The organism is Streptomyces sp. NPDC001604 (assembly GCF_042893475.1).
Taxonomy (GTDB): Bacteria; Actinomycetota; Actinomycetes; order Streptomycetales; family Streptomycetaceae; genus Streptomyces.
This window is the reverse complement of sequence record NZ_JBIAUY010000021.1, coordinates 1-17,687: the sequence shown is the minus strand read 5'-3', so window position 1 is coordinate 17,687 and position 17,687 is coordinate 1. Positions and strand designations below refer to the sequence as shown.

Sequence of the window (17,687 nt, the reverse complement as noted above, 5' to 3'; positions counted from 1 at the left end):
GACAGGCCGATGCGACCCCGACGCGTCGCCGTTGGCCCCTGCCGGTGGGACGGGCACCGGCAGGGTGCCGTGGCGGTGAGCCTCCGGCCTCAGTGGCCTCGCGCGATCCATGTGGAGAGGTGCGGCGCCTCGTCGCCGATCGTGGTGTCCGCTCCGTGCCCGGTGCGGACGGTGGTGGCGGGAGGCAGCACCAGCAGGCGGTCGCGGATCGAGCGGATGATGGTGGGGAAATGGGAGTACGACCGCCCGGTCGCTCCCGGCCCGCCCGCGAACAGGGTGTCACCGGTGAAGACGGTGCCGAGGTCCGGCAGGTACAGGCAGATGGCACCCGGCGTGTGTCCGGGGGTGTGGAGGACACGCAGGTCTGTGCCAGCGACCTCGATGCGCTGGTTGTCAGAGAGGTAACCGTCGGGGTCGCGGTCCGAGTGGGTGTGCTTCCACAGCAGCCGGTCGTCCAGGTGGAGCAGGATGGGTGCGCCGGTGGCCGCAGCGAGCGCCGGTGCCGCGTTGATGTGGTCGTTGTGGGCGTGGGTGCACACGACGGCGACCAGCTTCCGGTCGCCGACCGCCTCGGCGACGGCGACGGCGTCGTGGGCAGGGTCGATGACGACCGCTTCATGATCGTCGCCGACGACCCAGACGTTGTTGTCGACGTCCCAGGTGCCGCCGTCCAGCGTGAAGACGCCCGAGGTGACCACGTTTTTGATACGCAGGCCGGTCATTAGAAGATCACCACCGAGCGCAGGACGTCGCCCTTGTGCATGCGGGCGAAGGCGTCCTCGACCTCGTCGAGGGCGATGGTCTCGCTGACGAAGGCGTCCAGGTCGAGGCGGCCCTGGAGGTAGAGGTCGATGAGCATGGGGAAGTCGCGGGAGGGCAGGCAGTCGCCGTACCAGGAGGACTTCAGGGCCCCACCGCGTCCGAAGACGTCCAGCAGCGGCAGTTCGACGGTCATCTCGGGGGTGGGCACTCCGACGAGGACGACGGTGCCGGCCAGGTCGCGGGCGTAGAACGCCTGCCGGTAGGTCTCCGGCCGGCCTACGGCCTCGATCACCACGTGGGCGCCGAAGCCTCCGGTGAGGTGACGGATGGCCTCGACCGGGTCGGCGGTGCGGGAGTTGACCGTGTGTGTGGCGCCCAGGGACTTGGCGGTGGACAGCTTGCGGTCGTCGATGTCGACGGCAATGACCTTCGCCGCGCCGGCCAGACGTGCGCCGACCACGGCCGCGTCGCCGACACCGCCGCAGCCGATGACGGCCACGGTGTCGCCCCGGCCGACGCCGCCGGTGTTGATCGCGGCACCGATGCCCGCCATCACCCCGCAGCCCAGCAGCCCTGCGGCGGCCGGGGAGGCAGCCGGATCCACCTTGGTGCACTGACCGGCGGCGACGAGTGTCTTCTCTGCGAACGCACCGATGCCGAGGGCGGGCGAAAGCTCGGTTCCGTCGGGCAGGGTCATCTTCTGCCGCGCGTTGTGCGTGTCGAAGCAGTACTGCGGGCGGCCGCGCCGACAGGCGCGGCAACGGCCACACACCGCACGCCAATTGAGGATGACGAAGTCACCCGGGGCCACGTCGGTCACGTCGGGTCCGACCTGCTCGACGACGCCTGCCGCCTCGTGGCCGAGGAGGAAGGGGAAGTCGTCGTTGATGCCGCCCTCGCGGTAGTGCAGGTCGGTATGGCAGACGCCGCACGCCTGCACCTTCACGACCGCCTCCCCCGGGCCGGGGTCGGGGACGACGATCGTCTCGACGTGTACCGCTTCGCCTTTGGTGCGGGCGACGACTCCGCGTACGTGCTGGGGCATGGGGGAGGGGTCCTTTCGGTGGGTAAGGCGGGGGTCCGGTGAGTGTGGTCAGTCGGCAGGCAGGACGCGCACTGGCAGCGAAGACCACGAGCGCAGGGTGTTGTTGAGGTGCCGCCTCGGCTCGCCGGCCAGCGCCAGGTGTCCGACGCGGCGGGCGAGGGCGGTCAGCAGGGCCTCCGCTTCAAGGCGGGCGACGTGCTGGCCGACGCACTGGTGGATACCCATGCCGAAACCGACGTGGCCGGAGGGATCGCGGGTGAGGTCGAAGCGGTCGGGGTCGGCCCAGCGATCTGGGTCGCGGTTGGCGGAGCCGAGGAACATGAGGATCTTGCCGCCTGCGGAGATGCGGGTACCCGCGATGTCGACATCGGTCGTGGCGGTACGGAAGAAGGTCTGCACCGGCGACTGCCAGCGCACCGCCTCGTCGAACGCCACCCGCGCCAGTTCGGGGCGCTCACGCAGCCGCTGCCACTCCTCCGGGTGCGTGGCGAAGGCGTACAGCGCGGCGGCCAGTCCGTGCACGGTGGTGTCGATACCGGCGGTGAGCAGCGACCGCACGACCAGGGGCGCCTGCGCATGAGTGAGGTCACCGCGGTCGGCGGCGGCCCAGATCCGGGCGCCGAAGCCGTCCTCGCTCAGCGCCTCACGGGCACACTGGGCGTTCACCCAGTCCGACAGTGCGCCGACGCGGTGCGCGTCGGCCTCGACAAGGGCGTTGCGCGGCCCGAAGGCGTTAAAGGCCATGTTGCCGTAGGGCAGCAGGTTTTCCCGCCCGTGCGAGCCGAGGCCGACGGCGTCGGGGAAGACACGCAAGGGGAACGCCGCCGCCAGCACCTCGAAGGCATCGAACTCCCTCCCCTGCTCAGCCAGTACGGTCGCGACGAGTTCCTCGGCCACCGCCTGCCACGTCTCCCGCAGCCGGCGCAGGCTGAGCGGGGCGAGGACGTCCCGCAACACGCGGCGCGGCGCGTCATGGTGGGGCGGGTCGGCCTCCAGCAGCAAACTCGGCGGGCGCCATGGCCTTTCGTGACGGAAGTTGGCCAGTCCCACTCCCGCGCCGGACTGGAAGGTCTGCCAGTCGACGAGGGCGGCGTACACCTCTTGGTAGCGGGGCAGGGCGTGGACGCCGTAACGCGACAGGCGGACGACGGGGCCGGCTTGGCGCAGCTGCCGGTGCAGGGGGTCGGGGTGTTCCAGGTGCTCGGCGGCGAACGGGTCTGCGTCGCTGATCGGCGGCGACGCGGGAACGGCGGCTGTCTCGGTCATGGCGGCTCCATGAGATGCGGCTGAGGCGAGGGGGTTCAAGGCGACGTGGCTCGGAAGTCCGGCCGCGGGTTCGGTACCGGTCACCGGTCGGTCAGAGGTCCAGGACGAGATGGTCGGAGTGCGAGCGGGACCCGCAGGGCAGCATGCAGTCCGCCGCACGTTCGTGGTCGGCCGGCACCGCGTCCCGGTGGTCGGGCGTGCCCTCCAGCACCGGGACGGGGCAGGTGCCGCACGTGCCGTGCTTGCAGTAGGACAGCACCTCGGCACCGGCTCGGCGCACGGCGTGCAGCACGGTCACGTCCGGGGTGACGGTGACCGTACGGCCGGTGCGCCGCAGTTCCACCTCGAAGGGCACCCGGCGCGCGGGCTGGGAGCGGTCGGCGGCGGTGAAGCGCTCGGTACGCAGGCTGTGGTCGGGCCAGTGGGCGCACGCCTCCTGGAGGGCCGCCAGGAGAGGAGCCGGTCCGCAGCAGTACACCGTGGTACCGGGCAGCGGCTCGCCCAGCCACGCAGCCAGATCGAGCAGCCCGCACTTGTCCTGGGGCCTGATGTGCACCCGCTCGCCGTAGGTGTGCGTGAGGTTCGCGCGGAACGCCGTCGAGGCGCGGCTACGGCCCCCGTAGAGCAACTCCCACGCCGACACGAGGGGGAAGTGGTTGTGCACCCCGCCGACGCTCACCCGGTCACCGGGCATGAGCCGGTTGTGCACGTACGCCGCCCCACCGCGCCCGGCGGACTCACGCAGGACGGCGATGCGGAAACTGTGCGGGTCCCACAGGTCACCGCACAGGGAATACTGCCGGGTCGTCCCGTCCGGCAGCACGAAAGCGATGTGCGCCCCCGGCGTCCAGTCCGGCAGGCGGACACCGTCGGGGTGGTCGAGCGTGAGGGACACGACGCCGTCCGCGACGACGTCCTTGGCACGGACCCGCAAGGAGGGGGTGGAGGTGGGGTGGGTCGGGGCATTGCGGAAAGCAGGTTGTGCACGACCACGTTGTCGCCTCCCTCCTGTGGAATGCAGGAAGGATGCACGTGGCCGCCGGCACGGCGCGACGGCATTCCCATTGAGTGAGAAACGCTTATTTTCGCACCGAAGTCACACTGCCGTCACACAGCAGGCCCCCTCTCGTCCGGTGAGCGCGCCCAGTGCACGGGACGCGCCTCGCGCGGCCGTCCGCAGGACGGGAACGACCGCCTGGGCGCCCGCGTCATTGGGGACGACGACCGACAGCGCCGCCAGCACCCTGCCGTCCGCACCACGCACCGGGGCGGCCACACCGAGGGCCCTCGTCCCGGAACCCAGCCCGCTGCTGGACGCTGCGCTGCGGCATCCGATCAGTGCTCCGAGAAGGACACCGGAGTGCCCGCCGTAGCCCGGCCGGATCTGCGAGGCCGAGGCCACGCGCTGTTGTCCCACCCCATGGAGCCCCAGGTACACCACCCGCAGGGACAGTCCCCCGGAGATTTGGCAGAGATTGGGGCTGCACTGTTTCGTAGTGCGCCGAGCTGCAGCTGCTGCTCAGCAGCCATGGCCCAGCCGGGTAGCAACCCTATGACGCACCGGAGGGTTTTCATGTCCGGAAATGGTTGTGCATGAATCCCGTCACATTGCCCGGTGGGCACCTGCCAGGGATCCTAAAAGGCTTGCCACAGTGGCAGGCGTTTGGGGGATGTGATGGCCCGCCCGGCAGTACGAGATGGCAGCGATCCCAAAGCCATCCGTGACACTCGCGTCTTGATCGACTGTCTGCAGGAGCTGGTGCGGGGCGCCGTCTCCAAGACCATCCGCGACTGTGCCAAGTACCCGGAAACGGTGTGGCTCGCGGATGCTCCCGTTGGGACCGTGCGCCGTGCTGTGGACGCTGACCCTCGCATCATGGTGGTCAAGCACCGTCCGCCCCAAGACGCACCGCGGCTGCCGGCGATCCTGCACGGCAGGGTGTCCGCCGAGGCCGCCGCCACCGCTGGACCGCACCCTCCCGGCCTGATCGACAACACCCCGAATGACCGTCAAGTGGCAGATGCCCAGGCAAGTGTGGAGGAGAACCAGCCGGCACTGGAGAGCGGCAGCTCCGAAGAGCGCAAGGCGTACGAGACGTGGGCCGGCAAGTGGATGCGATGGTCGCAGGAAGAGCTGGCGGCCGAGCCGCAGCGGCGGCTGCACCAGCAGTTGTACCGGATGGCCAAGAAGATCGAGCAGGACAGTGACACCTTCGAAGTAGTCCTGGCCGTAGGTCTCTTGCAACTGGGAGCCGGTCGTCCCTCGGCTCGGGTCCGCAGGCACATCGTGACAACACCTGTAACCCTCACCGTTGAACCGGCATCGATCAACGTGACCGTTTCTCTGGTGCCTGAGCACCCCGGCCGTCTGGAAGACACCGACTTCCTCAGCGAGTCCGACGGCTACACGTCGGAGCTGTTGGGGGTCGTGCGCTCCGCTGTCGAGGACGTCCCCTTCCACCCGCTGTCGGACCGGGCGGCACAGGCAGTGCGCTCGTGGGCGCAGCGGGCTTTCGGAGTCGACCGCGTGCTCCCGTTCGACGCCACCGGCCAGCACCCCGAAGACTTCACCGCTGAACCCCATGCGCGGTCACTGCATCTCGCGCCCGCACTCATCCTGCGCGAACACAGCCAGCGCTCCGTCCTTGGCTTCTACGAGAGCATCGCCCGGGCGCTGAAACGTCCCGGAGCACAAGCTCCTCTGGGACTGGCGCAACTGCTGTATGACCTTGAACCCGAGCATCGGACGGCCTGGGGGAGCAGGAATGGCTCCGTGCCGCCGGCACTGGGACCGGATCCGCTGTTCCCGATGGTCACCAACGCTGCCCAGCGCGATGTCTTGGACCGGCTGCAGCGCGACACCAGTGTCGTGGTCCAGGGCCCGCCGGGCACCGGAAAGACACACACCATCAGCAATCTGATCGCCGCACTCCTCGCGGACGGCAAGAGAGTCCTGGTCACCAGCGCGAAGAGCCAGGCTCTGAATGTGCTGCGGGACCAGCTGCCGTCCAAGCTGCGCAGCATGTGCGTGATCCAAGGCGATCAGTGGCAGGGCGGTAACTCCGATCTGAGCCAGTCGCTGGGAGCCTTGGCGCACCTGAACGCGACAACGAACCTCGATCGACTCCAACAGCGCATTGACGACCAGCAGACGCAGCGGCACCAGCTCATGGCGGAGCAGGCCAAACTCCAAGACCGCCTGCGTCAGGTCCGTGAAGTCGAGTGGTACGAGCATCCCGAGATCGCGCCGGGCTACCGAGGGCGGCTTGACGACATCGTGCAGGCCGTGGAACACGGCGCAGCCGAATATCAGTGGCTGCCGCCCCTGGATGTCCAGGCCCCACAGGTCCCGCCACTGACCACGGACGAAGCTGAGCGACTGTGGCTGCTCGTCACCCAGCATGGTCCCGGAATCCTCGACGCCCGCATCCAGTACTGCCCGGACCCGGCCACCCTGCCGGACCCGATGGAGGTTTCCCACTGCATCACGGAACTTCAAGGAGTCGAGGAAGCCGTCGGCCGCGAGCCGGTCACACCGCTGGCGCAGGAACTGGCTGACCACGGTGACGCGCGGCTCATTGTGCTGGAAGCGCTCCTCGACCGAGCTCAGCAGGCCCTGCAGAGGGTAGGGCTGTCCGCGGACCCCACCTCCTGGCAGGCGGATATCTGGTCCACGCGCGCGCTGCAGGACGGCATCGCCCAGCGATGGCAGCAACTGTGGGACAGCATCCGAAACGCCTCACTGCGTGCACAGCACACCCACGACGAGATAGCCGCCGCCTCGTTCCCGGAAGTGGAGATCCCCCGCCTGTCCGAAAGCGAGGAGAAGGAACTCCTGATCGCGGGCCGCAATCTGGAGCAACACGTCCTGCGCACCGGCAGACTGAACACGCGATGGCCCCGGCCGGCCGTCGTCAAGCAAGCCCGATTCCTCCTGGAACAGTGCCGGGTGGAAGGCATGGCGCCAGCCGGCCGAGAGCACATCACCGCGGTCGTACGGCAACTGGAGATGCGCGCCCACGCCCGCACCCTGCGCGGCCGATGGACCGGCGTCGGATCGGCCGTCGGGCAGGACACCACCGAACTGATGACGTCCGAGCTCCTGGACAGGGCCGTCATCCTGCAAGCCATCGACACCTGCGTGGAGGTCATCCGCCAGGTCCACGCAACCCTGCTGGCCGACGGAATCCAGACACCGGTCACCACCGCCGAACAGTGGCGCGACATCCGCCAGGCCACGGCCCAGGCCCGCCAACTCCTGCACATCAGGACCGCAACACAACGCTTCGAAGAACTCCTCAAGAGCCTTCCGCCGCCCCACCCGCATGGCGTCGACGAGCTGCAGCGCGCGGCGGAGGCCGCAGCGGCCCGTGATGCGCAGGCCTACGCGCAGGCGGTGGACGCACTGGCTGCGGCATACCAGCGTGAGGCAGACCGGCGCGAGACCGGCAAACTCTTCGAGTGCCTTGCCGAGGCCCACCCCGAACTCGCCAAGGACTTCGTCGGCGATCCCCTCGCCCCGCACTGGCGCTCCCGGTTCGCCGTGCTTCCCCAGGCCTGGGCGTGGCGGCAGGCGCAGGACTTCCTCGACACCCACCTGCTCCCGGGACGCGAAGAGCAGCTCGAAGGCGAACTGACCCAGATCCAAACCCGGCTGCACGACCTGGTGGAACAGCTGGTCTGCGACCGCGCAGCACTCCATTGCGTCAGCCGCATGACCACCAAGCACAAACAGGCCCTGGCTGCGTACGCCAGTGCCGTGGCCAACGCAGGCCAGGGGACCACCGAGTACGGCAAACGCCACCAGCGTCACGCGCGTTCTGCCATGCAGACAGCGCAAGGAGCGGTACCGGCGTGGATCATGCCGCTGAACCAGGTAGCGGAAACGATCAGTCCAGAGCCGGACTCCTTCGATGTCGTCATCGTCGATGAAGCAAGCCAAGTGGGCCTGGACGGCCTGCTGTTGCTCTGGCTCGCACCCCGCATCATCGTCGTCGGTGACGACCGGCAGTGCGCCCCGTTCTACAGCGGCAGCAAGCATGACCGGATCACCCAGATCTTCGACGAGCGCATGGCCGGCCTCGAACCCTGGCAGCGCGAAGGCTTCGACCCCAAGTCCAACCTGTACGACTTGCTGCAGTCCCGCTTCACCGAGGTGATCCGTCTCACCGAGCACTTCCGGTGCATGCCGGAGATCATCAAGTGGTCCTCGATGCAGTTCTATCCCGACAATCAGCTGGTCCTGCTGCGCCAGCACGGCTCCGACCGCCTCCCGCCGCTGAAGGTCGTCCACGTGCCCGAAGGGCACTGTGAAGGACGCCGGGACAAACTCATCAATCGGCCGGAGGCAGAGGCCGTTGTCAACGAACTGCACCGCCTCACCCAGGACCCTGCCTACGCCGACCGCAGCATCGGCGTGATCATCCTGCGCCACGGTGACCAGACCCGCCTGGTCCAGAACCTAGTCGATCAGCGCATCGACGTATCGGCCCGCGAACGCCACAGCATCCAGGTCGGCACACCCGAACAGTTCCAGGGAGACCAGCGCGACGTCATCCTCCTGTCGATGGTCGTCGACGGAGCCAATGCCATCGCCGCGACCGGCCGGAACCACGAACGACGCTTCAACGTGGCCGCCAGCCGCGCCCGCGACCAGATGTGGCTCTTCCACTCCATGACCGCCGACCAGCTCAGCAGCAAGGACCTACGCCGCTCCCTGCTCACCTACATGGTCAGCCCGCCCCCGCCCTACACACACCCCCACCAGCCCACCAACGTCAGCCCGGACCGACGTTGCGCGCCCTTCGACTCACTCTTCGAACAGCGTGTCTTCCTGCGTATCAAGGAACGCGGCTACGACGTCGTGCCCCAGTGGGAAGTCAACGGAAAGTGCATCGACCTCGTCGTCACGGGAGACCACGGACGCCTCGCAGTGGAGTGCGACGGAAGCCCCTACCACTCCACCTCGAAACAAATCCAAGACGACGCCGAGCGCGAGCGGGAGCTACGACGTGCCGGCTGGACGTTCTGGCGCATACGCAGCAGCGCCTTCGCCGTCTCGCCCGACGAGGCCTTGGAACCGCTGTGGGACCGCCTGACCGAGCTGGGCATCCATCCCGTCCGCGAGTCATCCATCGAAGACTCGCTGACCGACGTGACCTGGACTCCGGTCGGCCTGGCCGAGGCCGAACCCGACGAAGACGCGGACCCCTACGACGGCGAGCCGGACGAAGACAGCGAGGGACACTGACATGGACAACTTCGACGACAGCACTCTCGAAGAACTCGCCGCCATGGTCTGCGGTGACGAGCCTGGCATGAAACACCGAGCCGGCTGGGAACTTGCTCCATTCCTCCGCCGGGCCGGCTGGGAACTTGCTCCATTCCTCCGCCGGGCCGGCTGGGAAGACGTCCCCGACCACGACGGCAGCCCGCGCCACCGCTGGGTACACACCATCCTGCGCGAACGGCAGGAAGACCAGGCAGGAGACACCGAGCGCGTCATCCTGCGCCTGGCCAACCGACGGGAATACCAACAACAACCCGCCGACTACGACGCCGTCATCCAACGCCTCCAAGAAGTCCTCGCCCTCGAATGCCGCCGCATCGACTACCGCAAAGGGCAGCCGTTCCTCATCGAGTACGACCCCGACGAACCCCCTCGCCCGCAGCGCGTAGAGCTGAAGGTGGCCATCACCGACATCGTCTCCGATCCCGACCTGGCCCGCGCCGTTCAGCTACGCCTGGACGAAGCCCGTATCTGCCAAGAACACGGCGCCTACACCTCAGCCGTCATCATGCTCGGGAGTCTCCTCGAAGGCGTCCTCGTCCACGCCGCCGACGTCAGAAACGCAACCGTGCCGCTGACCCGGCCCGCCCGCGACACCCGGCTGCAGGACCTCATTCAGCACGCCCACACCAACCAGTGGATCGACCAAGACGCAAAAATGGCCTCGGACCTGCTACGGACCTACCGCAACCTGGTACACCCCCTCGCGGAGAAGCGAGCCAAACACAGCGCAGACTTCGACACAGCCGACCTCTGCTGGTCCACCGTCAACGCCGTGCTCAACGACTTGGCGGCAAGCAACCCTCAGTAAGCGTCGGTAATGGCGTTGACGGGTCTGACAGGCATGAGACAGCTCCTTCCCTACACTCGTCAACGTCGCTCTGCTGAGGGTCTGCAGGAGGCCCGCGCTAACCGCACCCCCCTGCTCGCCGCCGCCGGCGCGCTCATCGCGTTGCTGTCATCCGCCGCGCCAGGAGGCACCGATGACAGCCTCGAAGATCGCCTACAAGCCGGTCGGCATGGCCCTGGGCGCCCTCAGCGGCGTCCTGGCCGGCGCGCTGTTCAAGCAGGTCTGGAAACAGCTCGGACACGAAGAAGACGCCCCCGACGCCACCGACGAGCACCGCACCTGGCGCGAGATCCTCGCGGCAGCCGCGGCAGCCGTCCTCAAGATGCAACAGCCGGGGCCGTGCGTGCGCGGCACGGTCCGAGCACGGTGGGTCAGTTGTACGCGTTGTCGTCGCCGCGGCCCGGGAGGGCGTCCGTGGTCAGCGCCTCGACGTCCAGGACGACCTCGTCCGGGTCCCAGACGGCGGAATCCGGCTTGCGCCTGAACTCGATCATGACGGCAGTCTCTACCGCGCGCCGTGTCGGCGATGGTGCTTCAGCAGTGTCTTCACCTCCTCCTGTGTCGGGATGACCAGAGAGGGGCCCCGATTTCAACTCGAAGCCCCACTGTCGCCTTATGCGAACGAAAGGACGATGCGGGAGTTGACCTTGTCGATGACGTGGCCTGTGGGTAGGTCACGGTGCGGCGTGCCCGACGGGTGGACAGCGAGGTGGGGCACAGCTGTACGGTCGGCTCCCCACGCCGTGATGTGGGCAATGAGGCGTTTGGCCAGATCGGCGCCGTCGGCGCCAAGGTAGGCAGCACCCAGTAGCGAACGCCGTTCGGGGTCCCCGTCATCGCGCTTGGCGATCAGGTACGCCAGGGATCCTCCGGAGACCAGAGCAGGGCTCCGTAGAAGGATCACGGGGCGGCGCAGTCCCTTGTCCACGGCGGCCGGCGTGGCTTCGAGTCGGCAGACCGTGTCGTCGAAGGCGGTGACTCGCAGCCAGATTCCGTCGAAGGACTCCTGGTTGCCGACTCGGACGTCCGACCATGACTCGGTGGCCGGCTGTGCGAGAGCGTAGTTCAGCCCGGCGGCGTCGATGTCCTGGTCCTGGTCATAGTGGATGCGGACGGTGCCGTCGGCCAGTTCGGCGGTGTGTTCGCCGTCCTGTCCGATGATGGGGACGAAGCCGCACAGTTCCATGCCCTGGCACAGCAACGTCTCGCCCTGGCGGATGAGGACGACGGAGCGGGTCTGGCCGCGCCAGCGCAGTGGCAGCACGAAGCGACCACCGTCGACGAGTTGGTCGCGCAGGGCTGTAGGGATGTCCCAGAAGCCCACCGTGCCGATCATGCGGGTGTAGGGGCCGTATTCGGGCGCGCCCTTCAGTCCGTCGCGTTCCATGACGCGTACGTGCTCGTAGCCGGCGTTGTTGAGGGCGGTGCGGGCGTGCAGGGTGACGTCGCTGTCGATGTCGAGGGTGGTGACCTCACCGTCGTTGCCGACGATCTCGGCGAGGAGGGCGGCGTTGTAGCCAGTGCCGGCGCCGATCTCCAGGACGTGATCGCCGGGTTGTGCGTCGAGCTGGGTGAGCATCATGGCCACGGTGGAGGGCACGGAGGCGCAGGACAGGGCGAGCGGCCCGTTGGGGTTGTCCTTGATGGTGACGGCCTTGTCGGTGTAGGCCGTGGCCGGGTCGAGGCCGGGAAGGTGGATCTCCCGGCGCACGGTGCGCATGGCCTGCTCGACGCGGGGTGGTAGCTGCCGCTTGGCCAGGATCTGGTCGACGAGGTTGTTGCGGAGGACATCGACGGTGGGGGTGTCGTTCACGTTTTGCATCCTTATCAGTTGAGGAGGAGACACGTCTGCCACGTCGGTGCAGCGCACCGCGTGGGGGTGAGGGTGTGCAGGGTCAGCAGGACGCCGTCCGAACCCGTCAGGAGGCCGCCGTTGTCCGGCATCGGGTGCTGGTCGAGGTGGGTGCTCAGACGTTCGCGCAGGAGAGGGATCTGCGCTGGGAGCGGGCTGCCGGCGGGGGCGTCGGCCGCGGCCGCGTTGACGACGAGTGCGAGCCCGGCCCAGCCGTGGCAGACCGTGGCACCGCCGAGCAAGTCGAGTTGCGACTGGTCGGTGAGGCAGGCGGCCAGGGCTTGTTGGGCGTCTCGCTGTGCCGAGACGCGGCCGCAGGCGAGTGCGGCCAGTTGAAGGGCTCGGGCGATGCCGGGGGCGCCGTAGCACCAGGAGGGTCTACTCGGGGTGATGGAGGGGGGCGGCCCCGCGTACCACTGGTGGGCGGTGAGGGTCTCGGGCCAGAGCGCCGCACCCTGGGGAGTGGGGCACAGCCACTGTTCCAGCAGTCGGCAGGCGCGCTCAAGCGCCTCTTCCCCTCCGGACACCCGCACTCCTGCTCGGGCGGACAGAGCGAGGAGAGCTAGGGGGCCGGCAACTCCGTGAGCGAGTCCGAAGTTGCCATGCCCGTGCGGCAGTTCATTGACGGGCTGGCCGCCGGGGCCGTCCGAGGTCCACCAGCCCGGAAGCACGAGGCTGCCAGTCGTGACGGGGTGGAGTAGCAGCCGGACCAAGTAGCGCAGCACCTGTTCCAGGAGCTCCGGGCGGGTGCGGCGGTGCAGGAGGTGGGCGCCGAGCCCGGTAAGGCCGCTGATCAGGTCGTACTCGCTCATTCTCGGCGGCTGGCCTGCGTCCATCCGCGCGTGCGCCGCCACGAGTCTGACGCGCACGAGATTTGCGACCGTCTCGTCCAGGGTTTTGAGTGCCGAGTGGTAGGCCGGGTGGCCAGCGGTGTGCAGGGCGTAGGCAAGGGCGGGTGCGCCGCGGTACAGGCTGGCGTCGTCCGGATGACTGGTGGCGGGCTGGGCGGCGACCGCGCGGGCGGTGCGGTGTGCTGCGTCCCAAGCGCCGTCGCTGCGTGCGATCACGGCTTGGCGTAGGAGCGTTCCGACTGCCCCTGTGCCCAGGTCGCAGGCGTGCTGGCTCATGGGGTGGCCTCCCGCACCCACACGGTGCGGCTCGCCTGGCGGGCGGCGTGACGGCAGGCGGCCTCCGAGTCGCGATCCGGTCCGATGAGCCGGTTGTGGTGCATGTGCAGCAGGGATTCCAGTACGGCCGTGATCTGCCGGTCGGCGACGTGTTCACGGTAGCGGTGCAGGGCGGCGCGCCGGGCGGCGGTCGCGGCGTCGAGCCGTGGGGTCCAGCCGTGAGGCCGGGCCCGAAGGCCGGAGGCCGTGTGCTGGGCGACGACGCGGGTGACGGCCGACAGGCCGGTACCGCGGGCGGGTGTGGTGGCCAGCCAGCGGGTGCCGTGCTTGTCGCCGAGGAAGTCGAGGGCTATGTCGATCATGCCGAGCGTGGCCAGTACGCGCCGGTCGGCGTGCGGGAGGTCCGCCAGGGCGTAGCGGACGGTGCGGCTGTCAGCGGTGAAGACGTTCTCGGCGGCCGTCATCGCGGCGCCGGTGCCGTACCGGCCGATCTCGGGCCGGTAGCCGTCGAAGACGAGGCGGGAGACGAGGGAGTCGTCCTGAAGTTGTCGGACCCAGGTCACGAGGGTCTGGGTGATAGCGGCGTGCGTGGCCGGTTCGGCAGCGGCGACGCGAAGCCGCAGGTGGTTCTCCTCCAGTGGTGAGCGGTAGCGCACGAACCAGGTGTCCAGCTGTTCCAGTGGGTCGGGGAGGGTACGCGCGAGGATCTGGTCCATGGCGGCGGGTGCGGTGAACAGCTTGGCCTGGACCCACGGCTGGTCGGCGCCGGGGGTGGCTTGCATCCGGTTGGTGATCACGGGTGCGTTGTCGAGGTCCGGGTGAGGCACCGGCGGTCGGGTGGACGTGAGCGGTAGGACGATCTCGTGGGCGTGCCCGATCCACCCCAAGTCCTCTTCTGTGGCGGCTTCGTGGAGGTCGGCGCCGTCGTGCCGCCGAAGGTGGTCGAACAGCAGGCGGGCGTGCAGGGCCTCGCGCAGGTCGAGACGCAAGGTGCGGTCGTTCTCGCGTAGTTCGAGGAACTGCGGGCATCGCCAGGTCCGTGCCCAGTCGGTCAGGGCTTCGTGCCAGCCGGGGGTGAAGGGCCCGGCTGGCAGGTCCCTCGCGGTGATGTGCCAACGGGCGGGAGTGAGGAGGGCTTTGCGGTAGCGGATGCGGGGCAGGAACGGCATCCCGGCAGCGAGCGGCCCCCAGTCGAACTGGGTCCACGCGGTGGCGAAGCCCCGTCCGAGTTGGGCAAGGAAACGGGCGACGGGTGGTGCCTGCTTCTCCAGGGCCAGCGGGTGGAGGACCGCTGGCTCGACGACGCGTCGGCGCGAAACGCTGACCAGGTGAAGCCGTTTGCCGGTGGACAGCACCGCCAGATCGTCCAGGGGGATGAAGTCGTCGGCGGGCGGGTGGTGTTCGCCCAGCGGAATCACGTACGGCAGGAAGACCGGCGTGCGGGCGACATTCTCGGCGTGCGGGTAGTCCGGGGTGAAGGACAGCTGAGCAGCGAGGGCCCCATCCACGAGGGTGGGCAGCTTCCCGTAGACCTCGCGCAGGCCGCTGTCGGGCAGCATGGCCGCGAACCGGCCGGTGAGGTTCCCAGTGCTCCACGCCGGGCGTACCGAGATCGTGAAGTTGCCGCGGTCGAGGGCCTGTTGGCTTCCGGCGTAGACCCGCACCCCCATCTCGACGTGCGGGGCCACCGCTGCTTCGTCGTCAGCGGCCCGCGGCGTGGGGTTCAGCTCCTCGATATCGGCATCCGTGAGGCGGATTTCCTGCTCGCCGGTGACTGCGGCCTGCCACGCGCGGCGCATCAGCAGCTCGTCCCTCGGCAGCGGCCGCGTCGGTTGCTCGGGCCACAGCGACATGGGGAAGTTGCCGGGCAGCCCCACACCGGCAGCCAGGTCCACGGCGTCGCGGACGGGGACCAGGCTGCCCGCTCCGTACCGGTCCCAGAACACACTGTGGTAGGCGGCCCATTCGGGCTTCTCGCTCTGGTGGCGGGTGAGGCGGAGCAGAGCGTGGGCGGCGGCTTCCGCTTCGTCCAGGACGGGGGCGGGGATCTGCACGGTGGCATCGAGACGAAGATCCACGCTCAGCCGTACGCGGCCGGCGTTCTTGAGCGTGGTCATCCGGTGCTCGGCCTCTTCCCGGATCCTCCTCGCTGCTCGCTGATCCCAGGCCGTGTTGTGGCCGTCCAGCAACCGGTGGACAGCGGCGAGTTCAGTCAGCACCGCAACGGTCTCTGGCTCCAGACTCGACGACACCGGCTCCAGGACGCCGAGCAGGTGGCCGAGGGGGTCCATGTCCGTGACCGGGGCATGGAGATGAGTGGTCAGCAGGCTCGCACGGACCGCAGTGGCGAGCAGACCCGTCGCCTGCGATTCGGAGCCGCCCATCGCGGTGAGGTGTTCCACGACCTGCGCGAACGGCACCGGCTTGACCGCCATTTCCAGGAGGGATGCGAGCGGCCGGGTGAGCCGGACGGTTGCCGTACGGCCGCCGGGTGCTGGGCGTTCGAGGGTGATCCCGCGCCGTGTGGTGAGGGTGTCGGCTGCCACGATCAGGTGCGGCAGGACGTCGGGGCGGTTCTCGAGGTCGCGGCGTACGTGGTCAAGCCAAAGGGTGTCCGGGCGGGCTATCGGGCGATGCTCGCTGCCGAATCGGGCGAGGGCGGGGCCGATGTGCGCAGTGGTCACCCCGGCGAAGAGACCGAAAGGGGTCGGACGGCCGGTGGCCCGCAGCAGGTACCGGGCTGTGGCGGTGGTCGCCCTGCGGACCTTCCTGGGTGACAGACTCAGGTCGTTCACGGCCTGCTCCACCGCGCGGGCCAGGCGCGGCGTGGCGGACTGCACCGAAGTGGCGAAGTCTGCCTGGTCAGCCCACATCCCGGCCAGCCACTCACGGCAGGCTTTCGCGTCGTCGGGCGAAGGCCAGCGAGTGTGCTGCAGTGTAAAGGGGGCGACCGCGGCGCGCAGAAGAAGCACGTCGCCGCGCTGGAGAAGTCTGGTCCGCGTCAATGTTCGTCCTCGTCGGATGTGTCTGGTCCTGCGAGCCGGGAACCTCCGGCCCGCAGGAACAGGCTCTGTTGAATGGGATCAGTCGCTGGTGCAGGAGGACGCGCATGACGACTCGCAGCCGTCGCTGGTGTCGCAGTTGGCCGGCACCGGACGCGGAGCGTCGGTGATCGTGACCTCGAGCTGCCAGTCCTCGTCCGAGAACGGCAAGAGGTCGGTGGCCGGCCCAGTGGTCGCAGTGGCCTGTTCGTCCATCTGGACTGTCATCTAATGCCTCCGAGATGTTGGTTGGGACTGCTCGCACATCGCGCGAACAGGGGTGTGGAACCCATGCGCGGCAGTGGCTAGCAACGGGGCTGCCGCGCATGGGAGTCAGGTGTGGTTGCCCAGAGAATGGGCGGCGGCGGTGACCTGGGGGAAGTCGCGGCGATCAAGGTGGGTACGACATGGCGGATGCAGTGACCGTCGCCAGGGATTTCCGACTCCCCGAGAAGGACGCGCGGAGCTGTGTTCGCCCGGCGCCGGGCGGAGTATCGCGCCCGCCACAAGCTGTCGTCGCTCAGTACAGGTCCAACAGTCGGTGCTGGCGAGCGCATCACGACGCGTCGTCCCCCATCAGATCGAGGATCGAGAGGATGGCCAGGCCAAAGCGGACGACGTGGCCCTGTGTGTGCTCAGGGCACGGGTGCTCGGCACTCACATCGATAACGCGCCGCATCTCATCGATCGGGTACGGCTTCACCAGGTAGGGCACGATCTCCACGAGCTTGGTGGTCGTCTTCCGGAACCCATCCGCGATGACCCCGACCTCGTCTGGGTCAGGTCGCGAGAACTCCCCGAGAACGGCCTCCAGGTCGTCGTACAGCTCCTCGCTGATCGCCTCGCGTGCTAGAGAGCGGCGCAGTGAGAAGAGGACCACGCCCAGCGTGGCGTCATCGGTGGAGCACCGTCCGGTCAGCTCAGCGGCGACCTCGCGCGTCACTGCGACCATCAAGATCCCCCTTCGGGGATCGCGAAGGAGCACCACGTCGTCATCCCGTCGGGACTGACACCCCACTCTTTCGCAAGCGCGCCGACGAGTAACAACCCGCGGCCGCTCTCAGCAGATTCACCCGCTTCGCGGAGCCGGGCCGGTGTCGAGTTTCCGTCAGTGACCTCGATGCGTAGTTCGTTGTCGGTGTTCGTCACCCGGAATCCGACCGGCTTCCCTTGGCCATGTCGCACGGCGTTGGTGACCAGTTCCGAGACGGCCAGAGTGGCTGAGTCACACAGCCCCGTCAGGTCCCAGAGGTGTAGGTGGGCCGACACGATCCGTCGCATGTGCCCGACGCGGAAGTCAGCAGGAAGGAAATCCACCTCGAAGCCGCGTACAGCTGCGTGATCTGAGTCGGCTGAGGCATTACTGACCTTGTTGGGGTGATGTCGTGAGGGTCGACACGTTGTGGTTGGCGCAGTAGGCCGGTCACATGAGGTATCCGCAAGGGGGAGGGCTGA

The 17,687-nt window shown here is 68.5% G+C and carries 14 protein-coding genes and 1 pseudogene; 3 read left to right on the top strand and 12 right to left on the bottom strand.

The window, feature by feature from the left end:
• Positions 1–89: 89 nt before the first annotated feature.
• The 5 genes from ACFY1E_RS39325 to ACFY1E_RS39305 form a co-directional block, all read right to left on the bottom strand.
• The gene (locus ACFY1E_RS39325; protein WP_389085156.1) at positions 90–722 is read right to left on the bottom strand and encodes an MBL fold metallo-hydrolase; all 633 of its coding nucleotides are present in this window, start codon (positions 720–722) and stop codon (positions 90–92) included.
• On the bottom strand, positions 722–1,807 hold the full coding sequence (locus tag ACFY1E_RS39320; protein WP_389085153.1) for an S-(hydroxymethyl)mycothiol dehydrogenase: 1,086 nt from the start codon (positions 1,805–1,807) through the stop codon (positions 722–724). The genes ACFY1E_RS39325 and ACFY1E_RS39320 overlap by 1 nt, the downstream gene beginning before the upstream one ends.
• Before the next feature lie 48 nt (positions 1,808–1,855).
• A complete protein-coding gene (locus ACFY1E_RS39315) occupies positions 1,856–3,073 on the bottom strand; it encodes a cytochrome P450 (protein WP_389085151.1) in 1,218 nt (405 codons plus the stop codon).
• Between the two features lie 91 nt (positions 3,074–3,164).
• On the bottom strand, positions 3,165–4,007 hold the full coding sequence (locus ACFY1E_RS39310) for a PDR/VanB family oxidoreductase (protein WP_389085149.1): 843 nt from the start codon (positions 4,005–4,007) through the stop codon (positions 3,165–3,167).
• 162 nt (positions 4,008–4,169) lie between these two features.
• On the bottom strand, positions 4,170–4,475 hold the full coding sequence (locus ACFY1E_RS39305) for a hypothetical protein (protein ID WP_389085147.1): 306 nt from the start codon (positions 4,473–4,475) through the stop codon (positions 4,170–4,172).
• A gap of 273 nt (positions 4,476–4,748) precedes the next feature.
• On the opposite strand from ACFY1E_RS39305, the gene ACFY1E_RS39300 reads away from it, so the two are divergent.
• The 3 genes and pseudogenes from ACFY1E_RS39300 to ACFY1E_RS39290 all read left to right on the top strand — a co-directional run.
• Positions 4,749–9,323 carry an AAA domain-containing protein gene (locus ACFY1E_RS39300; protein ID WP_389085521.1) on the top strand — a complete coding sequence of 1,525 codons (4,575 nt, stop codon included), beginning with the start codon at positions 4,749–4,751 and terminating at the stop codon, positions 9,321–9,323.
• Between the two features lies 1 nt (position 9,324).
• Positions 9,325–10,173 carry a hypothetical protein gene (locus ACFY1E_RS39295; protein WP_389085145.1) on the top strand — a complete coding sequence of 283 codons (849 nt, stop codon included), beginning with the start codon at positions 9,325–9,327 and terminating at the stop codon, positions 10,171–10,173.
• Positions 10,174–10,345: 172 nt separating this feature from the next.
• Positions 10,346–10,516 (top strand): annotated as a pseudogene (locus tag ACFY1E_RS39290) (DUF4235 domain-containing protein); the annotation flags it as partial.
• Between the two features lie 67 nt (positions 10,517–10,583).
• On the opposite strand, the gene ACFY1E_RS39285 reads toward ACFY1E_RS39290, so the two are convergent.
• The 7 genes from ACFY1E_RS39285 to ACFY1E_RS39255 all read right to left on the bottom strand — a co-directional run bounded on the left by ACFY1E_RS39285 (position 10,584) and on the right by ACFY1E_RS39255 (position 17,549).
• Positions 10,584–10,706 carry a hypothetical protein gene (locus ACFY1E_RS39285; RefSeq protein WP_389085524.1) on the bottom strand — a complete coding sequence of 41 codons (123 nt, stop codon included), beginning with the start codon at positions 10,704–10,706 and terminating at the stop codon, positions 10,584–10,586.
• A gap of 119 nt (positions 10,707–10,825) precedes the next feature.
• Positions 10,826–12,025, bottom strand: coding sequence for a methyltransferase, FxLD system (fxlM, locus tag ACFY1E_RS39280; protein ID WP_389085142.1), 1,200 nt, complete (start codon positions 12,023–12,025; stop codon positions 10,826–10,828).
• 14 nt (positions 12,026–12,039) lie between these two features.
• A complete protein-coding gene (locus ACFY1E_RS39275; RefSeq protein ID WP_389085140.1) occupies positions 12,040–13,191 on the bottom strand; it encodes a lanthionine synthetase LanC family protein in 1,152 nt (383 codons plus the stop codon).
• Positions 13,188–16,064: a lantibiotic dehydratase gene (locus ACFY1E_RS39270; RefSeq protein WP_389085138.1), complete on the bottom strand. Its 2,877-nt coding sequence runs from the start codon at positions 16,062–16,064 to the stop codon at positions 13,188–13,190. Before ACFY1E_RS39270 ends, ACFY1E_RS39275 begins: the two co-directional genes overlap by 4 nt.
• 210 nt (positions 16,065–16,274) lie before the next feature.
• Complete coding sequence (gene fxlA / locus ACFY1E_RS39265; RefSeq protein WP_389085136.1) at positions 16,275–16,460, bottom strand: FxLD family lanthipeptide; 186 nt, start codon at positions 16,458–16,460, stop codon at positions 16,275–16,277.
• A 328-nt stretch (positions 16,461–16,788) separates the two neighbouring features.
• Positions 16,789–17,184, bottom strand: a complete 396-nt coding sequence (locus ACFY1E_RS39260; RefSeq protein ID WP_389085134.1) for a hypothetical protein — start codon at positions 17,182–17,184, stop codon at positions 16,789–16,791.
• Positions 17,184–17,549, bottom strand: a complete 366-nt coding sequence (locus tag ACFY1E_RS39255) for an ATP-binding protein (RefSeq protein ID WP_389085131.1) — start codon at positions 17,547–17,549, stop codon at positions 17,184–17,186. Before ACFY1E_RS39255 ends, ACFY1E_RS39260 begins: the two co-directional genes overlap by 1 nt.
• Positions 17,550–17,687 lie beyond the last annotated feature (138 nt).